Origin of the sequence: Nostoc favosum CHAB5714, assembly GCF_020829495.1 — a bacterium.
Taxonomy (GTDB): domain Bacteria; phylum Cyanobacteriota; class Cyanobacteriia; order Cyanobacteriales; family Nostocaceae; genus Nostoc; species Nostoc favosum.
The window spans coordinates 1-23,630 of the sequence record NZ_JAIVFQ010000099.1 but is presented as its reverse complement, the minus strand read 5'-3'; the positions used below and the strand labels follow the sequence as shown (position 1 = coordinate 23,630).

At 41.5% G+C, this 23,630-nt stretch carries 15 protein-coding genes, 1 tRNA gene and 3 pseudogenes; 6 read left to right on the top strand and 13 right to left on the bottom strand.

Annotation, left to right across the window (positions count from 1 at the left end; translation table 11 throughout):
• Positions 1–222: pseudogene (locus LC586_RS33245) on the top strand (IS982 family transposase); the annotation flags it as partial.
• A gap of 427 nt (positions 223–649) precedes the next feature.
• Here the strand turns inward: LC586_RS33245 and LC586_RS33240 are convergent.
• The 5 genes from LC586_RS33240 to LC586_RS33220 all read right to left on the bottom strand — a co-directional run bounded on the left by LC586_RS33240 (position 650) and on the right by LC586_RS33220 (position 8,213).
• Positions 650–723, bottom strand: a tRNA-Met gene (locus LC586_RS33240).
• Between the two features lie 166 nt (positions 724–889).
• On the bottom strand, positions 890–3,193 hold the full coding sequence (locus LC586_RS33235; RefSeq protein WP_229489735.1) for a peptidoglycan DD-metalloendopeptidase family protein: 2,304 nt from the start codon (positions 3,191–3,193) through the stop codon (positions 890–892).
• 792 nt (positions 3,194–3,985) lie between these two features.
• Positions 3,986–4,447, bottom strand: coding sequence for a tRNA (cytidine(34)-2'-O)-methyltransferase (locus tag LC586_RS33230; protein WP_229489734.1), 462 nt, complete (start codon positions 4,445–4,447; stop codon positions 3,986–3,988).
• Between the two features lie 503 nt (positions 4,448–4,950).
• Entirely contained in the window at positions 4,951–6,090 is a 1,140-nt protein-coding gene (gene gshA, locus LC586_RS33225; protein ID WP_229489733.1) for a glutamate--cysteine ligase, read from the bottom strand.
• A 290-nt stretch (positions 6,091–6,380) separates the two neighbouring features.
• Positions 6,381–8,213, bottom strand: coding sequence for a phospholipase D-like domain-containing protein (locus LC586_RS33220; RefSeq protein ID WP_229489732.1), 1,833 nt, complete (start codon positions 8,211–8,213; stop codon positions 6,381–6,383).
• A gap of 298 nt (positions 8,214–8,511) precedes the next feature.
• Here LC586_RS33220 and LC586_RS42855 point away from each other — a divergent pair.
• Positions 8,512–8,835, top strand: a pseudogene (locus tag LC586_RS42855) (cation:proton antiporter domain-containing protein); the annotation flags it as partial.
• A gap of 279 nt (positions 8,836–9,114) precedes the next feature.
• Positions 9,115–9,399: a hypothetical protein gene (locus LC586_RS33210; protein WP_229489730.1), complete on the top strand. Its 285-nt coding sequence runs from the start codon at positions 9,115–9,117 to the stop codon at positions 9,397–9,399.
• Positions 9,400–9,415: 16 nt separating this feature from the next.
• Here the strand turns inward: LC586_RS33210 and LC586_RS33205 are convergent.
• The 7 genes and pseudogenes from LC586_RS33205 to LC586_RS33175 all read right to left on the bottom strand — a co-directional run.
• Positions 9,416–9,622, bottom strand: a pseudogene (locus tag LC586_RS33205) (NAD-binding protein); the annotation flags it as partial.
• Positions 9,623–9,750: 128 nt separating this feature from the next.
• Positions 9,751–10,629: a bile acid:sodium symporter family protein gene (locus LC586_RS33200; protein WP_229489729.1), complete on the bottom strand. Its 879-nt coding sequence runs from the start codon at positions 10,627–10,629 to the stop codon at positions 9,751–9,753.
• 101 nt (positions 10,630–10,730) lie between these two features.
• The gene (locus tag LC586_RS33195) at positions 10,731–11,327 is read right to left on the bottom strand and encodes a Uma2 family endonuclease (protein WP_229489728.1); all 597 of its coding nucleotides are present in this window, start codon (positions 11,325–11,327) and stop codon (positions 10,731–10,733) included.
• A 256-nt stretch (positions 11,328–11,583) separates the two neighbouring features.
• Entirely contained in the window at positions 11,584–12,300 is a 717-nt protein-coding gene (locus LC586_RS33190; protein ID WP_229489727.1) for a cysteine hydrolase family protein, read from the bottom strand.
• A 476-nt stretch (positions 12,301–12,776) separates the two neighbouring features.
• The gene (locus LC586_RS33185) at positions 12,777–17,255 is read right to left on the bottom strand and encodes a translation initiation factor IF-2 N-terminal domain-containing protein (protein ID WP_229489726.1); all 4,479 of its coding nucleotides are present in this window, start codon (positions 17,253–17,255) and stop codon (positions 12,777–12,779) included.
• Positions 17,256–17,518: 263 nt separating this feature from the next.
• Positions 17,519–18,436, bottom strand: coding sequence for a histone deacetylase family protein (locus LC586_RS33180; protein ID WP_229489725.1), 918 nt, complete (start codon positions 18,434–18,436; stop codon positions 17,519–17,521).
• A 371-nt stretch (positions 18,437–18,807) separates the two neighbouring features.
• Entirely contained in the window at positions 18,808–19,587 is a 780-nt protein-coding gene (locus LC586_RS33175; protein ID WP_229489724.1) for an MBL fold metallo-hydrolase, read from the bottom strand.
• Between the two features lie 113 nt (positions 19,588–19,700).
• On the opposite strand from LC586_RS33175, the gene LC586_RS33170 reads away from it, so the two are divergent.
• The 3 genes from LC586_RS33170 (at position 19,701) to LC586_RS33160 (ending at position 22,907) form a co-directional block, all read left to right on the top strand.
• Positions 19,701–20,135 carry a VOC family protein gene (locus LC586_RS33170; RefSeq protein ID WP_229489723.1) on the top strand — a complete coding sequence of 145 codons (435 nt, stop codon included), beginning with the start codon at positions 19,701–19,703 and terminating at the stop codon, positions 20,133–20,135.
• Positions 20,136–20,807: 672 nt separating this feature from the next.
• Positions 20,808–21,701 carry an alpha/beta fold hydrolase gene (locus tag LC586_RS33165; protein WP_229489722.1) on the top strand — a complete coding sequence of 298 codons (894 nt, stop codon included), beginning with the start codon at positions 20,808–20,810 and terminating at the stop codon, positions 21,699–21,701.
• 147 nt (positions 21,702–21,848) lie between these two features.
• Positions 21,849–22,907: a serine/threonine protein kinase gene (locus tag LC586_RS33160; protein WP_229489720.1), complete on the top strand. Its 1,059-nt coding sequence runs from the start codon at positions 21,849–21,851 to the stop codon at positions 22,905–22,907.
• A 91-nt stretch (positions 22,908–22,998) separates the two neighbouring features.
• Here the strand turns inward: LC586_RS33160 and LC586_RS33155 are convergent, their stop codons facing one another.
• Positions 22,999–23,376 carry a hypothetical protein gene (locus LC586_RS33155; RefSeq protein WP_229489719.1) on the bottom strand — a complete coding sequence of 126 codons (378 nt, stop codon included), beginning with the start codon at positions 23,374–23,376 and terminating at the stop codon, positions 22,999–23,001.
• Between the last annotated feature and the right edge of the window lie 254 nt (positions 23,377–23,630).

Sequence of the window (23,630 nt, the reverse complement as noted above, 5' to 3'; positions counted from 1 at the left end):
CAAATATTCTTGAAAGTGATGCGTAAAAAAAATTCCAAGCGTCAAGATGAACCGTGGAATAAGTATATTAAACAACATACTAGACATGATATTGAAACAGTGTTTAGTAGCATTACTTGTGTATTCCCAAAATCAATTCATGCAGTGACGTATGAAGGGTTTTTACTGAAGGTTGAAGCATTGATTTTTGCATTTACCCTCCAACAAGCATTCATCAGATGAGCTAAATTTAATACTTTAAGCTGATTCGACACTTATACTTTTGATTGAGTCAAAGTGGTGGTTGCGCTACGCGCAACCACCACTTTGAAGTGCGTGTTTGCATTCAGTAGTAAATTTGTATTTGGTAACTCGCAACTTAGGTTAATAGGTCTAGCTCAGCTTGACGTGCCTTAAGCTCAGCAACCACTCTATTCTCAGGAGTGTCCTCTAAATGGAGAGATAAGTATTTCTGATTACCATTGAATAAAACTCTAGGAAATCTTAATCTTAAACGACCTCTAAAGACTTCAATCCCAACTTTCATGACTACCTGACAGGTGAATAATGATAGTCATTTGATAGTCAAAAGAGCCTCATACAGAAATTCAGCTCCCTAGTACTATTCATGACTAGAAGCTGAAACGCTTATATTATTGTTCTTTTAAAGTGGCTCAGGTCGGAGTTGAACCAACGACCCCAGGCTTATGAGTCCCGTGCTCTAACCAACTGAGCTACTGAGCCATATTATCTTTAAATCACCTCCTAGTATAGCATACAAATTTGCTCAAGACTAGGATTTTTGCAATTTTCTTACAGCTTTCATCCCTATTAAGGTCATAAAAAGCAAAAGAGGGAGGTAAACTCCCTCAATTAACAAGGTAATAACTTAGTTACAGACAGCCAAGATTTACAGGCGATCCGGTAACATAGCTATTGGGTTAACAGCACCCTTGCCTGATGGATGGATTTCAAAGTGGGTGTGTGGCCCAGTACTGTGACCAGTACTACCCATTAAAGCAATTGTTTCTCCTTGATTCACCTGCTGACCAGGTTGCACCAGAATCTTGCTGTTATGAGCATAGCGAGTCGTGCTGCCATCAGGATGACGGATTTCCACAAGGTTGCCGTAGCCACCATTGTTCCAGCCTGCTTTTTCTATCGTCCCCTCAGCTGAGGCAACAACTGGCGTGCCAGTGGAGTTAGCAACGTCAATTCCTTTGTGCATTCTACCCCAGCGCCAGCCATAGCCAGAGGTGAGAGTACCTTTCGCCGGCCATGTGTAAGCTATGGTTGAGGAAGATGGAGGAGGTGTAAGTTCGTCAATGGGTCTGGGCAAATATTGATCCACTGCTGCCAAAGGCGGTACTATCTGTGGAGAAACTGTAGTTCCCTGCATCTTTCCTAAGGAGTCAGAGGCATTTACTTTTCCAGGAGGCGTTGCGACCTTTGTAGCAGATGGAGTGCGGGGGGGAGTCCACTGACTAGCAGAACCTAGATTAGGCAAGAACTCTGGGTTTACTGCTTCGCTAGGGCGTACAGTAGTACGGAATTGGGTCTTAATTGGTTGAGCAGTATAATTAGACTGAATCGGTGTAGGAACTGGAATTTGGATCGCTACACTATTCGGTCGAACGGCAGAGTTAGGTGCAGTGAAATTATTGGGAGTAGAAATAGGAGTGAGCATCGCAGCATTATCTGTTTCGGTAGCTGCTGCTGACACAACTAAGTTTCCAGACTGTTGAGCGCGATATTTCTGCTGTAATCTCTGGATTTCCGCTTGTAAGCCCCGCAAACGGTCATTCTTGTTATTGTTTACCCTTGCTACCCTATTTGCTGGTGTTTTAGGCTGTTGCATTTCGGCAAAAGCTGTTGGCATTGGAATGTCACCACCGACGCCAGAAGAACTAGCTGTAGGGGGGGCTGTTTCTAAGTCGGTCGCACTATTTGCCTGAATCTGAACAGTTACCGGTGTAGGGACGGTAATGTTACTGTTGTCGGCAATAGTTGGTGATTGTGAACTAGGTAGATATGAGTTGGCACTACCAATATTTACAGGGGAGGTAGCTACTTTTGGAGCTTTGCTGGACTCTACAAAAGTAGTACTCGCTACAGTGGGGTTACTTGCTACAGTTGCCTCAATTTGAACAGCAGGAATAATTAGTTGTTGACTAATTTTCAGTTCATTTGGATTATTGAGGTTATTTGCCTTGACTAGTTCTGATACGGAAGTGTTATATCTGCTGGCGATCGCTGCTAGTGTATCTCCAGGCTTAACTTCGTATGCTGTTCGAGTCGAGGACGCAATAACTGTTGGTTTAGCTGGTGTCAGTGCAGTCGTCTGTGTGTTCTGTTTTAACTTCGATATCAACTTCGCTTTGCTTGCATCGCCAGAAGTATCCGACTGGGCTAATACAGTCTTCTCAACTACAGTCGTTGGCGCAGCCAACCCCATATCAGCTTGTGATAAATCTTTGGTTTCGCCAGACCGCAACTGTGCCAGACTATTTCTTAAACGGTTCGATTTTTCTTGTAAACGATTCAGTGCGAACTCTTGTTGCGCCTTAAGTTGTGCATTTATTTCACTGTTGGCTGCGGTTGACGTTGCCACTGTTTGTGGCTGGGCAATTAGTGATGCATTTGTACTAACAGCACCATCAGCACTATAGTCAGACAGATTATTTCCTGTTGGGAAACTAGTTTCGGCTAAGGTATTGTTCAATCCCTGTGCCACTTGGGGCTTCAGGTAGGTGGAATTTTTATAACCTGCTGTTCCTTGAGAAAATCTTTCTGATGCAGGAACTTGCAAAGACATTCCATTTGCCGCGACTTGCCATTTAGCTTCAAGCCCAGGCACTTGTGAGACTGCCGTTGGTTCCACGATAACAGGATTTTCCGGCACGCTCGCTGATGAGACTGCTTGGGACTCCAGCTTTGTGGAGGCGAATTTCACCTCAGTGTCAGGAACAGCAGGAATCCTTGAGGTTGCCTTTTGGCTACCTACAGGCACTGCTGCTTGGGCTTGATCGCTTTGTCGAGTCACCAAAAGGCTGGTTGCTCCCATAGAGATTGCCAAGCCAATCATGGCGGCTTTTGTCCGCACCCGGCGGTTAACTTTTGGATTTATCACATTTAGCAGTTCTACCGGGGCATCATCGCTGTTGGGGTTATTGTTCAACACAGCTTTTACTCTCTTTTTTAATGCTCGTTTCAAAGACGACCTCCTATGATCACTAGCGCTTAACTGACCTCGATTTTTCAGTTGGATACTAGTCAATGATTTAGATCACAACGAATGATAGATCAAGATCACATTCACCAGAGATGCTTACGCAAGATTAACCTGCTTCTCTGATTTAAACAAGTTCACACGCATTAGCAAAACTTAAATTTTGCTGTGTTTACTTGTCCGAACCACTCCTCACACCACTTAGGACGTTTTACTTTTTACCATTGTCCGCGCTTGTCTTGCGTCAATCGCGGGGACTGGACAAACTATTTGCCAAGTCCATAGTCGCTGCCGAGAATTAAATTGCTGCGACTTCTGGAAAAGTGATGCCCCCCACTGTAGATATCTTCAAGATATTTCTACCCAATCAGTCTTCTCAACACGAGACTTTACGTTGATTATTCCCTAAAAAACAACCGTATGATCTATCGGCTACTTTGGGGCTACTTTCTAGCGTTGCTGGAACTAAAATGGCCCAAATCTTCAATATGACTGGGGTTTAGCCCTTTTGTTCCCCAATTTAGGATGTTTCAAATTCATCAAAATCTATCATTCAAATTTGGCAATATCCCAAGTTTTATATACAAATTTCTTATAACAACCTTCCTCTTCTTGTAAGTATCTTCCACTACAATTTAGTAAATAACCCAATTTTAGGTATCTTATTTTACATATTATTGCAGTAATCAAGAAAATTTTTGCTGCCAGAAATCGTTCGTATAATAGATATCTGGGAATATTACAAGTAAATATACTTATGGTAATCAAGGTAAACAGCTATTGTAAATAGCCTAACTGACGACGGGTTTCAAATAAGCTAATTGCTACACTGACTGACAGGTTCAAGCTGCGAACCCCCGGTTGGCTCATGGGAATATAGAGAGTAGCATCACAATCTGACAGAATTGCTGGTGGTAAGCCGGTAGTTTCACTACCAAACAGCAACCAATCATGAGCTTGAAACTGAAAGCTGACATAATTACAATTTCCACCGACAGTAAAACCCAACCATCTGCCTCCACGCTCCTGATGTACGGTTTTAAAGGCTTCTAGCGATTCGTGATAGTGCAGCTTGACGTAAGGCCAATAATCTAAGCCAGCCCTTTTGAGGTAGCGATCGCTAATTTCAAACCCCAAAGGGCCCACTAAATGCAACTCTGTACCCGTAGCTGCACAAGTACGGGCAATATTGCCTGTATTAGGAGGAATTTGCGGGTTAACTAAAACTACCTGGGGCATCGTCTGTATAATTTACGTATTGTATAAAAAAATTTATTGTCAATGTTAAATCTACCAAAGGGTAGAGGCGATTCATAGGTTTTGTTAATAATAATCAAGCATCCTCTATCAATTAGATTTTTAAAACGAAGCGCAAACCCTCCCAGAGCAATGCCTGAGAGGATGTTTGGTTAAAATCAATAAATATTAAGTTTTATGTGGAAATAGAAAGGGCTTATGTCTTTTAGGGCTAGTAGTGTCTCCAAGAAAATCTACCATTTGTCTGAAGAGGGGAGTAGGGAGTGGGGAGTGGGGAGTGGGGGCAATACGGTTCGGATAAGGTTTTTTAATGACACGCCCTAGATCACAGAGACGCGATAAATCGCCGTCTTTACAATAATCAGTCTCTTGCCTTAACCGAAGCGTATTGGGAGTGAGGGGATGAGGGGACAAGGGGATAAACAAAGTGTTTTCCCAATGCCCCATGCCCAATGCCCCATGCCCAATGCCCAATGCCCCTTGAGTTAAGCCAGGAGGGACGAACATAATTTGTCTTCGAGTTCGATTTCGCGTTCTTGCGTAGCGACAATAGCCTGGGTGATGACGCGATGGCTGTCAAAACCGACTGCGTGTAATTGCAACCACTGTTGAGCTTCATTACCTTCGCGGAGGATTTTTTGCAAAGGGGAAAGGAAACAGCCAAAGCCTTGTTGTTTAGCGATCGCCCAAACGTCTTGGTACATTTCAGAAATCCAATCTCTGGCTAGGATACTTCTGCCATCTTGCCAATGCTTCAACTGAGCATCGAGACTACCAGCAGCAGCAGCAGCTTCGTTGTCAGCAGTCAGGGTGACGAGTTCTTCGCCAGAGAAGGTACTTTGAGTTAACGGATCAATGCTGGGATTTTCGATTATTTGCAACAAACGCGCTTCTAATAAGGCAGTAATGGCTAGCAAGGCAATAGGATCTGTGACTAAATCGCAAATTCGCAATTCTAGGCGATTTAGGTCATAAGGACGGCGATCGCCATTTGGTCGTACTGATGCCCACAAATGCCGCACGTTTTGCATGGTTCCGGCAACGAGTTGATCTTCCACCCACTGGATATGATCGGCGTGGCTGGCAAATAACGGTACATGGCTAGGCGTTTGCGGAAATACGCCCCAACGGGTGGAGTGATAGCCAGTAGCTTTGCCATCTAGGAAGGGGGATGAGGCGCTGAGGGCGAGAAATAGAGGTGCTTCCATACGGATCACCCGACACGCCCGCATTAATACTTCTGGGTCGCTGATGCCTACATTGATGTGTACACTGGCGGTGACTACTTTCGTACCGTAGGTGTTTTCAATGTAATCATGATAGGGGTTTGCTGGATCGGAACGGAGAAAGCCATCGCTCCCACCCAAAGATAAAGTACTCCCCGGTATCAGGGTGTAATTGCCCAAACGATTGAGGTAGCTTCGTAACACCCGCCGGGGACGCAGCAAAGCACACAATAAATTTTCGTAATTAGGGGATGGTTGAGTTATGTATTCCACGTTGCGGCTATCTGGCTCCCGCATAAATCCATCCAAATCCGCAACAATTTTGTCGGAGAGACCGACGATTTCACCTTGAGGTGTGCCAGTGTACATCTCAATCTCAAAGCCTTTTAATAAAACCACCTTGTTCTCCTCGGCTCTCTCTGCCTATAAATTGTATCGAATCAGACGAATCTCTGGATCTATCTTTAAGTCAATCAAAGGTTAAGAATCATTTTGTTGATAATTCATACCAAATCAGGACGACGGATTTATTGGCTGTCTTTCGGAGAATTATTACTTACTACTGAAGTATGAGAAATATACTAGTTGAATTTACGCAGTGTATAGTTCGGCATCATGTATGTTCAGAATTTTGGTTATTTCAAACAGTTAATTTCAACCTCAAACTTCCGTACTATGTTTGTTTGAGTTTAGGTATATTGCGAAATAAAATTATCAGGTGAATCACTCTTTTGGGCAATATTGAGGCGTAGAAACTGCGCCCAGACTTCATCACTAAGTAAGTTTAAAGCAGTTTTGGGATTATTAATTGCGATCGCGCCTATAACTTTACGCCATCCCTGTTGCAATTGCTCAATAAAAGCCTCTTCAATAGAAACTTGACTCAGTAACGAAAGTGCAGTTTTAAAACTTGCTGAATTACCTGATAAATTTTTAGACTTTAACCCCTGTAGCGCTACATTCAACCATACAGGCAGAAGTTCAAACCAATTATTTTTGTGTATCTCTTTGAGTGCAATATCTTCCATACCTAGCGTACCCCACACACATAAAGACTCTATAGCAAGTTTATAATCGCGGTTTTCTAGAGCATTTACCCATAATTTTTTAGCGTGATTTTGGAAGCGATTAGCGAGAAATTGATAAGCTTCCTGAACTTGATGTGGAATTGTAACTTTATAAACTGACTCACCTCGTGGTAGGTAATCGCCGCGATAGGATAACCAGTTATGAGATCCGCAAAGATGAATTTCTTTATCAACTATTACTTCTTTAACATGGGAATCTCCCAACCAAAAAACCTGTACAGATGGTAAACCATCAGGTGTTTTGATCGCTCGAAGTTTTTTCTCTACTTCTGGTGGAATTAGTTTATCTTCATCTTCTTGTCGCCGCGCAATTCCATGTCCAATTAAAATCCAAACTCCATGATTAGCTAATTTCTGTAACAAAGTTAAAAATTTTTCATTTACAACTGCCTGATTCACCCAAGGAGAATAGATTAGAATCTGACTTTTAGCCGAATTTAAAACTTCTGAAAAAGCTAGGTTAATTTGTCCATCGCGTAACTGTACGGCTTCACCTAACGCTTTATAGTTATCTCCCTCACCAGTAGCTTTTGTGGCAGCTTCTAGCGCCTTTTGGCGAATCTTTTCGAGTCTAGCTTCTATTTCAGTATTTTTCTGCTTGAGAATGGCTTCACGTTCAAAATTGATGGTTTCGGTTGACAATTTGCATAATGTTTGCAAAGATATTTTACCTTCAGTGTGTAGCACTTCTAACCAATTTGATGCTGACTCTAAAATTTGCTTTCCATTTCTTATTTGAATGGTCAATTTATCTTCAAGAGCATCAAAGACAACGAAAAGCGATATTTTTCTCCAAATTTTTTGAGTCGAAGCTAGTACCCTACAGGAAGTTACGATTTTTCCCTCTTCTGGTACATGAAGTGCTAAACCTGAAGCTTGAATACTTTTTTGGATTTCCTCAAGGGGTAAGGAAGAGATATCAGCAATTGTACGATCAATAGCGATAAAGTCTGCTAAGTCAGGCAAAGTTATCGTTGTCTCATTTAAGGATTCAGATTGAAAGGTTATCTTGTCGCTTAAAGGGTCTGTAATAGCATAAATTTGTACAGGATATGGCGGCTGTGGTACAGACCCTTTTTCATAAAATGAGCGACCTTCAGGAGTAACTGTTAGTGGCGATGTTGGTGATAGAGTTTGTAAGGAACGAAGAGTTGTAGTAGTAGTTTTAATAAATACAGAATCAAGCCCAAGTACAGATGCTAATTCATCCTCTGTTGGCGGAGGTTGAAATTCAATAGCGGCGCGGATAATAAATTCTTCAAGTACGTTAAACTGGCGGGGTTCCTTAATATTTACTTCTATAGAAGTTTGACTTAAGCTATAGCGAAATTGACGCGCTGCTAAAACTGATAAACTAGGACTTTGTGCTTCTATTTCGTCTACCAATTTTTTGAGATTTTCATCAATCGGTTTAGCAGAAGAGGCGAGAAACATCAACGAAACCTCCATGTAGACGCACGATATTTGAAACTTCGGAGTACATACTCCCGACTTGTCCATGCTGCTGAGTGAATAGGGAGGGAACTAGAACAGGGAGCTTCGGTTAAAAAATGGTGTAAACGATGGTAAGTTATCCCTACGCATTTTCTGCCATTTGGAATAGGTTTTGTCTCCCCTGCACCCTGCGCTGTGCCTCTTCCGTCAAGTGGAAGAAATTCCCTGTTCCGAACCCACACCCTGAAGTTGCTAATGTAGCATTACTAAAGTCCAAATAACTTTTCAGAACGTAATAGTGGATGTAACTCAATTAGTCAAAGTTTCAATTATTCTCTTGCTGCTTGCTACAGTTGTAGCTCTGCTGTCACGGAGGTTACGAATCCCTTATGTTACGGGTTTAGTATTAGCAGGTTTGCCCATCACTGAGTTATTGTCTCGTCCAATTGGTTTAAATCCAACCCTTGTTTTGAATCTTTTTTTGCCAATTCTGATCTTTGAAGCTGGTATTAATACAGATGTCAGCCGCCTACGCAGCACCTTTAAACCAATTGCCCTATTAGCTGGGCCTGGAGCTGTGCTTTCCAGTGGTATTATTGCCGTTCTGTTGAAATCAGGGGTGTTACCAAAAGCCGTTTATGAAGAGATGCGTTCAGCTTATCAGGTGCGAATTGCTGGTGCAGAAAAGACACTGCGGGAACTTTATAATCGTCGCCCTGATGAGGTGGAAGGCAGAAGTGGCAGCAGCAGTAAACTTGATGCCATTCGCCGGCGTTTACTCCTAGCAGAAAAAGGAGCGCTCAATGAGGCAATGCGGAAGCGAATTCTCTCGGAAGAAATTGTGCGCGGACGGATACAAAATCTTGATGAACAATTGTTGAAGCTTGAAGATGATTAAAGATTGGGAACTGGGGATAGTCTGAGCTTTGTCGATGAACCTCTGAGCTTCGTGAGTGAACCTTTGAGCTTTGTCGATGAACCTCTGAGCTTCGTGAGTGAACCTTTGAGCTTCGTGAGTGAACCTCTGAGCTTCGTGAGTGAACCTCTGAGCTTCGTGAGTGAACCTCTGAGCTTCGTGAGTGAACCTCTGAGCTTCGTGAGTGAACCTTTGAGCTTTGTCGATGAACCTCTGAGCTTTGTCAATGAACCTCTGAGCTTCGTGAGTGAACCTCTGAGTTTTGACTGATTAGAATTTGCTGCCTCAAAGAATCGGCTTTGCGAATCCCCGCTTCTAACAATACTTCTGTACTTACAGCACTGCCTTCAAAAGCCATTGCTCCTACTTGTTCACGGGCATAGCGGCAAGCGATAGGGTCAATGTCAATTACGGCAACAGTATGTCCCAGTTCTACCAGTTTTTGCGCCAAACTTAAGCCCACTAAGCCTGCTCCACCAATTAGTACGTACATGAATGTTCTTGATGCTCTCTTTGAATTCCTATTCCACTTTACAAGTTAACAAAGGAATGAAAATGTAGCTTGTATGGAGATACTTTCAACCACTGGACAACCAGACTTGGCAATGAGGCAAACTACTTTTATGTTTTCAATAAGCCTTGGCGACGACTAGCCCACCAAGCAAATCCAGCGCCGGTTACAAACATTAGCAGAGCATAAATTGCCCCAGGAATGGCCATTGTGGGAGTATTCAGCAACGTAGGCGTAGAAGCGATCGCGATCGCCAGAGTCCCATTTTGAATTCCTACTTCTATGGTAATTGCCGTAACGCTTTTTTCTCCTAATCGGGTTAAGGTTGCGATCGCAAAACCTAAAGCCATTGCAACCACATTCAAAACCAGAGTTGCCCAGCCCACATCTATTACATAAAAAATAAAATTATTCCGTTCTCGCAACAGCACTCCAGTAATTACCACCGCCAGGAAAAATAAAGATAGCCACTTCACAGGTTTATCTGCCTTGTCTGCCAATCCGGGTGCATACCGCTTGGCTATCATCCCAATTGCTATAGGTAGAAGTGTGATCACCGCAATCTGCAAAACAGTACTTAAGAAAGGTAACTGTAACGTTGTTCTTTCACCTAAAAATCTCTGCATTGACAAATTTACTACCAGAGGAATCGTAAAAACCGTAATGAAACTGCTAATAGCTGTTAGCGTCACAGAAAGAGCAACATCACCCCCAGCCAAAAACGTAATCATATTAGAAGTAGCGCCACCGGGACAGGCTGCTAAAATCATTACGCCTACCGCTAATTGTGAGTCAAGGGGAAACACCGACGCAATGCCAAAGCCCACAATCGGCAACATAATCAACTGCGCTACTAAGCCAATCACCACCGCTTTGGGATAGATTATAACTCGCTTGAAGTCCTCTAGGGTCAAGGTTAACCCCATGCCTAACATGATAATAAATAGAGCTAGGGGCAGAAAAACAGCCGTCAGAAAATTTGCTTCCATCCTTAATCCGCGTTGGTAACAATAAAAGTTCCTCTGGATTGTACCGTGTTACCGTTAAAATTCTAATTGAAGAACTGTAATAGGTTTACAGAAATCGTCAGCTATTTCTGAAGCGCTTGCTGAAAAGTCTTGATAGCATCAACATGATTCACCATATTAATGCAGCGTAACAACAAATCCAGATCGATACCTTTAACCTCCTCACTACTGGAAACTCTTTCATAGTGAAGTGCGTTGCCTTCTTTTTGCAGGTGATAAACTTCTAACACTCCATCTTCCCAGAACCACACTTCTGGAATCAACAGCCGCTTGTATGCCTCCAGTTTGTTGATACCGCCACTGGTAAACACCACCTCTATTGCCAAATCGGGACGCACTCGACCAGGGGCAAGTTTATAAGATTCATCCGCCTCTCGCTTGACAGCACCCGATTCACTTTCTAAGGTCATTGATCCAGTTGGAGTAAAGTCAAACCCTGCCATGAGCAGGTAAAGTTCTAACAATGCGGCAATTCTCTTCTTAACGGTTTCGTGGGGTTCTCCAGGCATTCTTCGGATCTCCAAAACACCATCCAGGAAAGACAGCCGATATCCTGGACGGTCTAATAACTGCTCAACTGCTTTGAATTCTCTCCAAGTCAGTCCTTCAAACAAAAGGGGTGATTCTTTTGTGGGTGTAGCGATCGCTGCTGGGGTCATAAAAGTCTCCAGTCTGTTTCTAAATGAGAAATAATCAGTTTTGGAGGGCAGTTTGTTAATTGTAACTTCTTTTTAGGAGCTTAAAAATTACTTTTTCTCCCTTTTTTATATTTGCTGTTTCTCACCTAAGCCTTTAATTAACAACAAAACCACTTTTCAAATAATTCGAGTATCTATCTTGCTATGATTTGCATCATGGTGAAGCGTTTAGCATAAATTTTTACCACTCATAACTTTTCAAACACCCTCTTATACACTAAGACAACATTGCAGGTAATTCGCTAAAAGAAATCACATATTTCTCTCCAATATTGCGTTTCAATATCTTAATCGCCGCTTCATGATATTCCTGCCCACCACTAGAAGCACAGCCATCTGATACTATAAACGTCTCAAATCCAGCATCAAAGAGTCCTAAAGCTGTAGCCATCACACAAGCGTCTGTATCAACTCCACACACTGCGACTGTAGTAATAGCATTATTTTGCAGTGCTTGGAGCAGGGCAGATGACATCACAAAAGAAGTAGGAGCATGAGCATGAGAAAAAATAAAACGGGATATAATATTTACTTGGAGCGAGGTAGATGAAATTGGAGAATATGAAGGTTTATCAAACGTTTTGCTGACAACCGGAATTAAGGTTTTAGAAAGCTCTGTTTCCTGTCCAGACACCATCTCGTTCCAGTTGAGTTGACGTGAAAAGTTAGGATTCCGGTTAAAAAAGCGAGTTGCCCAAACCTGATGAAACTTACTAGCATTATTAACTACCTTTAGCACAACCGCTTCACATTCAGGTGTGATCAAAAAGCCATTTTGTAAATCTACCGCTAACAAAATCCCTTTACGTTGACTTAATGAAGTAGACTGCGCCTGTACTTTCATAGCGGAGGCAAGTTGGACAGCTGCCAATGTTCCTGTCAAGGTGATAGCACCGTGAAGAACAGTTCTTCTATTGATTCTATTTTCTAACATAGTATGTTTTTATTTACTATTCATCTATTGCTGAGTCTGAAAAGATAATTCTAGGAAAGTTCGGGATTGTCAGTATCCCGATACGTTGTTTCTGGCGTGGGGTCATTCGGGTTTGATAGCTCACCCTTGTTTCTACACGATTGTCTACATAGTTTCTATACCAGATGATGCTATATGTATTTAGGGTTACATAAGTAACATTTTGTGGTATGGTGCTGATATTATAAGCTGTCAAAAAATTGTATAAAAATTGTATGATAATGATAATTAAAAAGAGTACAGCTTGATAGTTGTCTAAGTAAAGAACTATACTGATTAATGATATATTTATTAACATTCTGGGCTGATAGCTCAACTCCACTCCTCAGTCTTCTTTAGAAAACTTTAGCTATTAGCCTCAGAATTCATTATGAGGCGGTTGTTGAAACTGGTGCAAGATTTCAGTTACACAATTCTTGAGGTTGTCATCAATAGGTTTAGCTGAAGAGGCGAGAAACATCAACGAAACCTCCATGAAGACTTACAATATTTGAAACTTCAGAATACATACTTCCGACTTTACCTGCTTGATGGGTAAACAAATTATGACAACCCACAATTATCAAGAGTTCTTGAGCGCGAGAAAATGCAACATTTACCCGTTCTGGCTTCTTCGCAAATCCCACATCTCCTTTGCTATTGTTGCGAACCATACTAACAATTACAACAGGTCGTTCCATACCTTGAAATCTATCTACTGTACCAGTACGAATTTCTAATGAAGGGAAAAGATCAGATTGCAGGCGTTCATCAATTTTTCTTAATTGAGCGCCATAAAATGTAATTACGGCAATTTCTTTTTTCGGTTCACCTTTAGCAACTCTAGAAGCCCAAGTCGTCTCGAACTGCTGACACAGACGTTCAATCGCATCAATTTCTTGAGTATTAAAGTAAGAAGTTCCATTTCTTTGCTCTAAAAAATGATTCTCAATAGGCGTTTTTACCCAGATAAGATGCTGAGATTCTTGGATAATTTCGTCTGCTAAATGATGTGCGCGTTTTGTGTCAGGTTCCAAAATACCAGATTCTAGTTTACCGTCATAAAACTGATTGATTGCTCCCATAATAAATGGATGCATTCGATATTGTGTAGTTAGCATTTGTTTGATGCTTTCATCAGCAGATTCAAACTGGCTTTTAAATAGTGATTCTTCTAAAAATTGTAGTTCATCTCGTGTGTTGCCAATTGTTTGAGCAACTTCTTCCAAAGTGCTAGTATCAAGCATGGGTGGTAATTGCCGATGATCGCCTACCATGACTAACTTTTTGCCTTTCAAAGCTGGGATTAGTAATTCTGGCGGAGTACACTTACTAACCTCATCAATAATCACAACATCGAAAGATTTGAATTCTTCCGAAAAACCTCTATTTGCAGCTTGAACACAAGTGATACCGACGACATTGGCATTATCTAAATATATGCGCCTTAAATCGTCGCGGTCGCGTTCATTTGGCTGTCTTAATTTTTCAATCCAATCTTGTACAAACTTTTGATATTTATTGAGATAATCTTCATCTTTTTTTAATTGCTGTTGCCAAGATTCAAAGCTGATATTTATGCTGCGTAATAACTCTATATTAAACAAGTCATTAGCAAACTTGTCTGGTTTAAATTTATCCGGTATTCTTTGCCATTCTGTCAACCACCAGCTTCTTTCTTCTATTAAACTTACTGATGGCTGTGGTTGTAATTTTTGTTCTATTTCGCGTAGGCTAATTTGTAATTTTTGAAGCTGCTGTAGGGAAGTTTCAGTTTCTTGTTGTACCTTTGATAAATGCTCATAGAGAGAATTTTTAATCATCTCCAGCACAGCAAAAGGTTCTAATAATGAAATTAAGGTTTCAAGTTGACTAATAGAACTTTCCCAATAATTAACTTGATTTGAAAATTCTTGCGGCTGCTCCCAAATATTTGATTGTGTTGCGAGATATTTTTCAGTTAAAATGCGTAATTTAGCAGGTATGTTTTGTTGGTTAAGTTCTTGTAAAATATTAATAACTTGTCCAAGTTGGAAATTAGCGTCTTGCTGTGCTTTTTCGGCTTCAGCTTGAGTAATGGATATTTGCTGCTGGCTAACTTCATTTTTTTGAAGTTCATTTAATTGGCGTTGCAGATGCTGAAGTTGTTGATCGGTTTCTGTTTTTACTTTTAAAACGCATTGACGTGCATTTACAAGAATAGTATCTAGCAATTCTTGTGTAATCCGGGTGAGAGTAGAGTCGATGTTATTCCATTCCCATGATGCACCATAAGTCCTTTGCATTCTAATTAAAAAAACCTGGGTATTTTCAACCAGTAATTTTCGCTGTTTTGGGTTGAGTAGCTGATAATTGTTAAACTGTTGATAGGTTTCTTGCCATTGGGTGCGATCGCTCTTTGATAGCACCATTGGAATCTGACTAAAATTTTGTTGTAAAAAATAACTAAAATTATGCTGTTTACCCCGTCTGTCAGTAAAATTACCGTCTATTTCATAAGCGATCGCCTTTGTCAATAACTCCCATTCTGGCAGATTAATTTTGTAAACTTTTGGTAATATTGGTAATTTCAAGGTATTCGCAAACATCAACAAACCTAACGGCAAGTCCACTAAATTTTCTGTTAGTGGTAAACCTGATTGTTGACAATCTTTCAAAGTTTGATAAAGATGAGAAGGTGCTGTAGATTTCCATTCCTTAACTGCTGAAATAATATAATCTATTTCGCGTTTGCGGTTTTCCCATATCTGGATTGTTTGCTGTATGTTTTGCAGTTTGGCAAGATATTTATGATAATCTGGTTGTAGCTGATTTAACGAGGCGAAATTCTGTTGAACAATCTGTACTGATGCTGCAACTTCTGATATAGCTTTACTTGCATTTTGAGCAGAAGTCAAAGCTGTTTTAAATCCAGAAATTTCTCTTGCTACAGTTTCACGCAACCAAACCGCTAAACCAAAAGCACCAAGCGCCGGACGCACAAAGCCAAGTTCATCAGTATATTTGATAGTTTGACGAACATTTGCTAAAAATTCTTCTACTAAACTGTTACCTTCTGTGTATGGCTTAAGAAGCGGCAAAAAATCTGTAACTTCTGGAGCTTCCCAGTTTATATTTGGTGCAGTATTTAGTATATTTCCCAGTCCTGCAATTAGGGATTCAAGCTCATTCTGCTTTTCTACGGTTTCGTTGTAAGATTTTTCTTTATTTTTAAAGTCGTTCTCTACTTTTAACTTATTTTTATTGAATTTAATTTGTTGCTGGTTGAATTCTTCCTCTGCTTGGAAGTAGGCTGTAAATCTTTGTGATGATGCGAGTAATTGACTGAAAACTTGGATGTTTTCGAGCCGTTGAGTCAGATTATTTTCACAATCATAAGCTGTATTTTCTAGCCATCTGCCAATCACTTGGTCTTCTAAAAATGGCTGTCCTTCTTCGCCAACTTTCTCGGCTCTACCTTTTCTTACAGCCCGAATCACGGGGTTGTGAACTAATCGACTCAGGGCGTTATCTACTGCTAAATTGGCTTGAGATGCGATTAAGGTACGTCCACCGCGAAGCGCAATTTGATAACAAATCTCGGCAATTACGGTAGTTTTCCCAGTACCTGGTGGCCCTTGGATAAGAACAAGATCCTTAGCGGCAAGTACCTTTTCTACTGCTGCTTTTTGACCAGGATTAGCAGAAGATAATAACAAATCCTGTGGTTGAAGTTCGATAGTTGTTTTGATTTGCCTAGCCTGGGAAGCATCGAATAAAAAGTTACCCAAATATGGATTTTGGGTGTAACCATTATTTAAATCATCTAAAGCTTTTTTCTTGCGCTGAATCTGCTGAATATCACCAACTGCTTCAAAACACAAAAATCCGGTATCTGGCAACTTATAACGCTCTGTTGCCATGAATTCAGCTAAGTCACGTTCTAGCCTGAGACTGATAATACAACGGTTGGGGTCAACTTCCTCAACAGTCCCTAATTGACGACCACTAATCCAATTTTTGCCGACGGGAGCAGTTTCAAAAAGCTTTAAATCTTCGTTTTTTGTGCGTCTTGCTCGTTCCCAAAAGTTTTCTACATCAAGAGAATTTTGATAAAACCCGTCAAGGGTGGCTGAAGCTACATCTATTTCAAAACTGATTCGTCTTTTGAAGTTATAGTTATGACTTACGTAACGCACACAAAACTGACGTGCTTTAGCGATTTTTTCCTCAATTTGCAAAAATGCTTTCCAAGCTTTAAGCTGATCTTCTGTGGGCACATTTTCACCACAAACTGGCGCGGCTGCGATGCGTTTCAATGTTGCGGGTGGAATGTCGAGATGATGCTGATGATTAGGTAGCAAACGCAAGCGACAAGGTATAGCATAGCTATCAGCGTGTCCCCGTGAGGGTTGTAACAACTGAGCCGAAAGTATTTTTATACCGCCGCGTCCATCTTTTGGTACAGCCGCTCTAAATCCTAATGTTTTTCTAAGCTTCTCAAGTCTTGCGGCTAATGGAAAATCATCCGAGTCTGTTGCTATTGTCAAATCCCAAATTTCTTCTCTTGCTTCTTTCCCCGCACCTTTGCGACGCACATAAAATAGAGAAGGCTTTTTACCGACACATTCATACATTAACTCATTGGCGCGATCGCGCCGCTCCCTAAATTCGGGATATGATTTCAGGGCAGCTTCACTTTCAAGATGGCGGATGAAACTATCAATTGCTGAAGCTATAAACATATAGCCCCAATCTTCAGAGTTTGTTTTAGTTTTCGAGGATTTTGCTGTTAGCTTATTTGCTACTGAACGAATACGTTCTGCATCGGATTCTGATATTGTACTGGTATGGCTTTTGACTACAATTTTGAGCTTGTCGCAAATTAATAATAGCTTCTTGCTATCTAAATTCAATTCTTTTGCTAGTTCGTAGATTCTGAGTTTGCCGTTGTTCATCCAGTACTGCCTTTGCCAACAAAATTTTCAAGGACAATTGAGGGTTTAACTTTAAACGCAGAGGGGAGGCAGCGCCTTGCGGGGGTTCCCCCCGTTGTAGCGACTGCCGTCGCGCAGAGGTAAGCGCAGAGGAGCGCAAAGTTGATTTTAGTCCCATTTGCTACAAATTAAATTTGGTAATACTCTGCGTACCTTTGCGTTTACTTTGCGTTCCTCTGCGTTTAAAAACTCTACGATTTCGGTTACTATTACCCGTTAAATGACTATAGTTTGTACTGATGGTAAACTTCGCTAGCGGCCCGATGCAACAGAGAATGCCGCCAAACTAAAGATTTCATGTCATCAGCATAACCACCGCCAATGACGCAGGCGACTGGATAACCGCTACTCATACAGGTACTCAAAACCTGCATTTCCCGGCGAAAAATGCCAGCATCAGTTAAGGCCAATTTGCCCAAGCGATCGCCTATATGAGGGTCAACACCTGCATCATAAAATACTAAGTCTGGCTTGACTTTAGATAATAAATCTGATAGATAATTCGCTAAAGTTTGTAAATAAGCATCATCCTCCATTCCCATCGGCAAAGGAACATCCAAATCGCTGTTTTGTTTAGTACCGGGGAAATTGACTTCGCAGTGCATGGAAAAAGTAAAAACGCTGTCGTCGTCTTGAAAGATAAAAGCGGTGCCGTCTCCTTGATGCACATCCAAATCTACAATCAGGATTTTTTCGACAAGTCCGAATTTTTGTAAAACGCGACAGGCGATCGCTAAATCGTTGAAAATACAAAAACCAGATCCATAACTAGGAAAAGCATGATGGGTTCCACCAGCCGTATTACAAGCTAAACCCTGACTTAGTGCCAGTTTAGCAGTCAGTATCGTACCACCTACCGCCACACAAGTACGATTCGCTAATGCTGGACTCCAAGGCAAACCAATGCGACGCTGTGCTTTGGAATCTAGGGTTCCCTCATAGTAAGCTTGAACGTAGCTTGGAGTGTGGACTAATTCTATCAATTCTAGCGGTGGACGTTCGGGGGTGTGAAATTGCTCTTGATTCGCTACACCATCAGCTAACAGCAATTCGTAGAGTTGTCGGAACTTAGACATCGGGAAACGATGTCCTTCAGGTAGCGGGGCAATGTAATCTGGGTGGTAAATAATTGGCAAGTCCATATTATTAATTTTTAACCATAGTCTGATGGCAAACTATGAGACAATTTTCTTTAAGAAATCCTAATACCAATTCTGTATGAAGATGCGCTAAAAAATATTTAAGTATAAGAAAGAATAAAGAGAAACGAACCGCAAAGGACGCAAAGGACACAAAGAAAGAAAGAAAGAAAGAAGTTAAAAGGGTTTGGCGCAGCCTCACAAAGAAATGGCATAAGTACCCAACGTAAGGTAAACATATATTGATTAAAAAGTTGCACAAACGCTATAGCTTTTCCTAATCAAATGACATAGATCATAGCCCCCTCTTCGCTTGCGGGGAGGGGGTTGGGGGTGGGGTTCAGCAATATGGCAACCAGTATCTACTCTTAAACTTAGATTGCTAATGCTCGTTTTTCTAATGGTAGTTCAAAGCGATCGCCTGGTTTTGGCTCAAGTATCCGCGTCAAAAGATTGTTTTTCTCAAGTAACGAACGAAATTCCTCAGCAGTTCCTTTAGTCTGAATCAATTTCATCAGCAATCCCTCAAACGACACATCACCACCTGCCGCAGTAGGTAATATTACTTGAGGCTGTAACGACTTTACTACTTCTAAAGCACTATTTTGTCCTTTAATAATCGACCCAAGCAAAGGTAGCGTCATGTCAATAAAGGGTGTAATGACTACATCTATAGGTGCAGCTTGCTGAAGTTCTGGGGAATGATACCCGTGAGGCTCGTAGTATACAGTTAAACCACTCTCCAATTCTTTGAGGAGATAACTATTTTCTACCAGAGTGGGGCCAATTGGAGAGCCTGGAAAAGCCTTAATTTCAATTTGATTATTTAAAGTGAAAGTTTCACCATGAGCCAATACTGTTACTTGGGTGTAACCTAACTGCTGTACAACCTTGGCAGCATTGGGAGAAGCTACAACCTTAATGTTGTGATCAAGTAATTTAAGCGTTGGTGGATGAGCGTGGTCTTCTAAACCTTGAGACAGCAGAATCAGATCAATGTTATCTGGTATTGGGCGATTTTGCGATCGCGAGCCTTTAAATAACCAATCCAAATTGCTGAAAATTAACGAACCAACCAGCCAAGGGTCAATTAGTATTCGTTTCCTGCCGATTTCCAGCAGCCAAGAGTTGCTGTCGAACCAAGTTAAAAACATAAAATTTGTGAAGATAACGCCTACCTTCATTATCAATCGTGTCAGCTTTCTTAGTAAGCCCTCAGGCCAATACCTACATTCGTCCGGTTAAGTCTACACACGGAGTTTTCTTGATGTCTGATCTTGGTTTTACCCACATAGCACTTGCAGTCACTAATGTTGATGCAAGTATCTCATTTTATGCAAAGTATGCTCAGATGACAGTCGTGCATCGTCGCACTGATCAAACAACTCAAGTAGATGTTGCTTGGATTAGTGACCTGACCAGACCTTTTGTGATTGTCTTAATTAAAGAAGCTAAAGTAGAAGGCGCACTGTTACCACAATCCCATCTAGGGGTAGCTTATCAGAATCGTGAGGAAGTTACTCGCCTATGTGATCAGGCACGCGCAGAAGGGCTACTGCTGGCTGGGCCAAATGACTGGGGCCCTCCGGTTGGTTATTGGGCTTATCTTCGAGACCCAGATGGTCATACACTAGAGATTTCCTATGGTCAGGAAATTAATTTTACAGTTAAGCAAGCTAGAGACGCAACTGGTTTAACTTAAATTCATAATTTAATCAGCAAAAAGGCATATTACTTTCTCAAAACTTCATATTCAATAAGCAAAAAGGCATATTGCTTACTCAAAATGCTTGATTGCTTTCTCAAACCTGTGATTGCTTTCTCATTTCAGTAGATTCAGCAAGTAAAAAGGCATATTGCTTTCTCAAACCTGTGATTGCTTTCTCATTTCAGTAGATTCAGCAAGTAAAAAGGCATATTGCTTTCTCAAACCCCAGTTTGCTTTCTCATTTCGGTAGATTCAGCAAGTAAAAAGGCATATTGCTTACTCAAACCTGTGATTGCTTATACCATTTCTTTGTGAGGCTGCGCCAAACCCTTTTAACTTCTTTCTTTCTTTCTTTCTTTCTTTGTGTCCTTTGCGTCCTTTGCGGTTCGTTTCTCTTTATTCTTTCTTATACTTAAATATTTTTTAGCGCATCTTCATACAGAATTGGTATTACTCATTTCGGTATATCGCGCACTCATTTTAGTGTTTTGGGCAAGCAATTGCTTGTTTCTTTGATTAATAAAGCACTAAGTATAAGGCAAAAGTCCAGAGTCAAGAGTCAAGAGTTTAGAGTTTTTTGACCTTTGACCCTTAACCCTTGACTTTCATACCAAAAGATATGTGTGCCAGTACTATGATTTAAGAAACACTTTATGAATCTTATTAATGACTGTAACTACACAACAGCTTGCAACCCAAGACGCTTTTGAAAAATTCATTTGGACTTGGCAGGGCTACAAAATCCAGTACACTGTCATGGGTACAGGACGCCCTCTGGTACTGGTTCACGGCTTCGGTGCTTCCATTGGACACTGGCGCAAAAATATCCCAGTTTTAGCTCATGCTGGCTACCAGGTGTTTGCTATAGACCTTTTAGGTTTTGGCGGTTCCGATAAAGCGCCGATTGATTACAGTGTGGAAGTTTGGGTAGAACTGCTAAAAGATTTCTGCACAGCACACATACACGAACCTGCTGTATTTATTGGCAACTCCATCGGCGCACTTTTGAGCTTGATTGTACTGGTAGAACATCCAGAAATTGCTGCTGGTGGTATTTTAATTAACTCTGCGGGTGGCTTGAGTCATCGTCCCCACGAATTGAACCCGCCACTACGGATTGTGATGTCAACTTTTAATCGGTTTGTGCGATCGCCAATCACAGGTAAATTTGTTTATAACCGCATCCGCCAAAAAGCCCAAATTCGCCGCACCCTCTACCAAGTTTACCGGAACCGTGAAGCCGTCACCGATGAATTAGTCGATTTACTTTATACTCCCTCTTGCGACCCAGGAGCGCAAAAAGTATTCGCCTCCATTCTCACAGCCCCTCCTGGCCCAAGCCCAGAGGAACTTTTGCCCAAAGTAGAACGTCCTTTATTAGTAATTTGGGGTGCTGACGATCCTTGGACACCAATTACCGGGGCAAAGATTTACGAAGAGGCGCGTGAGAATGGCAAAGAAATCAAAATTGTTCCCATTCCCAATGCCGGTCATTGTCCCCACGATGAAGTTCCAGATATTGTTAATGCCCAGATTGTCGATTGGCTAGCGCAAAGTTAAGAATTTTGCGCCAAGACGCAAATGCAAAGACACTTTCTGCTGATGCGCCTTGACCCATGCAGGGTAGAAATGGGGCTAACAATCTGGGTGAGTGGATCTTAATCTTTATAATTGCACCTTGACAGAATCAAACTCGTATGGTCTGTAATGGAGCTTGATGTGCGTAATGGACATAAAGGGGTAATTCCCTTAAATCACCATCCAGATTTTTCCAAACAAGGCTATCAAGTTATCAGCGAACTAGGACGCAACCGAGAAGGGGGACGCATTACTTACTTAGCTAATGTCCTCAACTCTAAGCAACAGGTGGTGATTAAAGAGTTTTGTTTTGCTCGTGCGGATGCTGATTTGTCTGGTGTAAAAGCATATCAGCGCGAAATCGAAATTTTGCAGCAACTCAATCATTCTCGCATCCCTCGCTATATAGATTCTTTTGAAATACCAGGGGCTTTTTATCTGGTGCAGGAATACAAAAATGCCCCATCTTTAGGCTTAACGAGCAGCTTTAATTCAGAAGAAATAAAGCAAATTGCTTTGTCAATTTTAGAGATTTTGGTTTATCTACAAAAGCAAATTCCGCCAATTATTCATCGGGATATTAAGCCAGAGAATATTTTGGTAGATGAGCAACTAAATGCTTATCTGGTTGATTTTGGTTTGGCTAGAATACAGGGTGCAAAAGTAGCTCTGAGCAGCTTTGTAGCAGGAACCCCAGGTTTTATGCCACCAGAGGAACAGTTTGGTCATTCCCTGACTGAGGCATCAGATTTATATAGTTTAGGAGCAACACTGATTTGCTTACTTACTAATACCCGTTCTGTTGAGATTGGGAAATTAATTGATGATAACTATCGCTTTAATTTCCAGCAATTAGTTCCTCAAATCAGTCCGCGTTTCCGGCGGTGGTTGATGAAAATGGTGGAACGCAAACGGAAACGTCGTTATGCTAATGCAGCTGTTGCTTTAAAAGCACTTGGGTCAATTGAGGTTATTGGTAGTGCCACTGGGATAGATAATTTAATCAGGACAATCAAACCTAGAAAACAAGCTACTTGGTTGGGACTAGCTACTGTTGTTACACTGGCTGCGATGGGGGCAACTTTGATGAGTTGTCAGCCTGGTGATACGGTTAGGCAATTACTGGAAGCTACAGAATGTCAAAGTTTTGATTTAAACGCAAGTTGCCAAGAAAAAACCGGACATTAAGATTAATTAGGTCGCATCCGGCTAAGGATTACAACGGTTTCCAATTGAATAGAGTACACCTGTAGGGGCACAATATATTGTGCCCCTACAATTATGTGTATTCCACGCTTGTGAAAATTGCTGTCATTTTCATGAGTATCAAAGCCTCGTCCACGGAGTTCTGAAGTGAATTCACGAGTATCAAAGACTCGTTTACGGAGTTCAAAGGTGGATTCATCCAGTTCAAAGACTCGTTGACGGAGTTCAGAGGTGGATTCATCCAGTTCAAAGACTCGTTGACGGAGTTCAAAGGTGGATTCATCCAGTTCAAAGACTCGTTGACGGAGTTCAGAGGTGGATTCATCCAGTTCAAAGACTCGTTTACGGAGTTCAGAGGTGGATTCATCCAGTTCAAAGACTCGTTGACGGAGTTCAGAGGTGGATTCATCCAGTTCAAAGACTCGTTAACCCAGTTCAAAGGTGGATTCATCCAGTTCAAAGACTCGTTAACGGTAATGCGCTATCAGTAATTGTCTAGTTACCTGCTGTAGTAAACTACATCTAAGCCAGAACCCTGCATTCAATAGTTGATAGCGCTGTGAAAAAAATCCTGATTGTTTGACACTCCCCATGCGTAAACGCAGGGGATTCCAGCGTCACTGACGTTCCTTGCTTTTACAGGTCTTTCGACCAATAGAAGTAGAGGGAACATCTCGACTGGCGTTACTTCCCGGATGCCCTCCG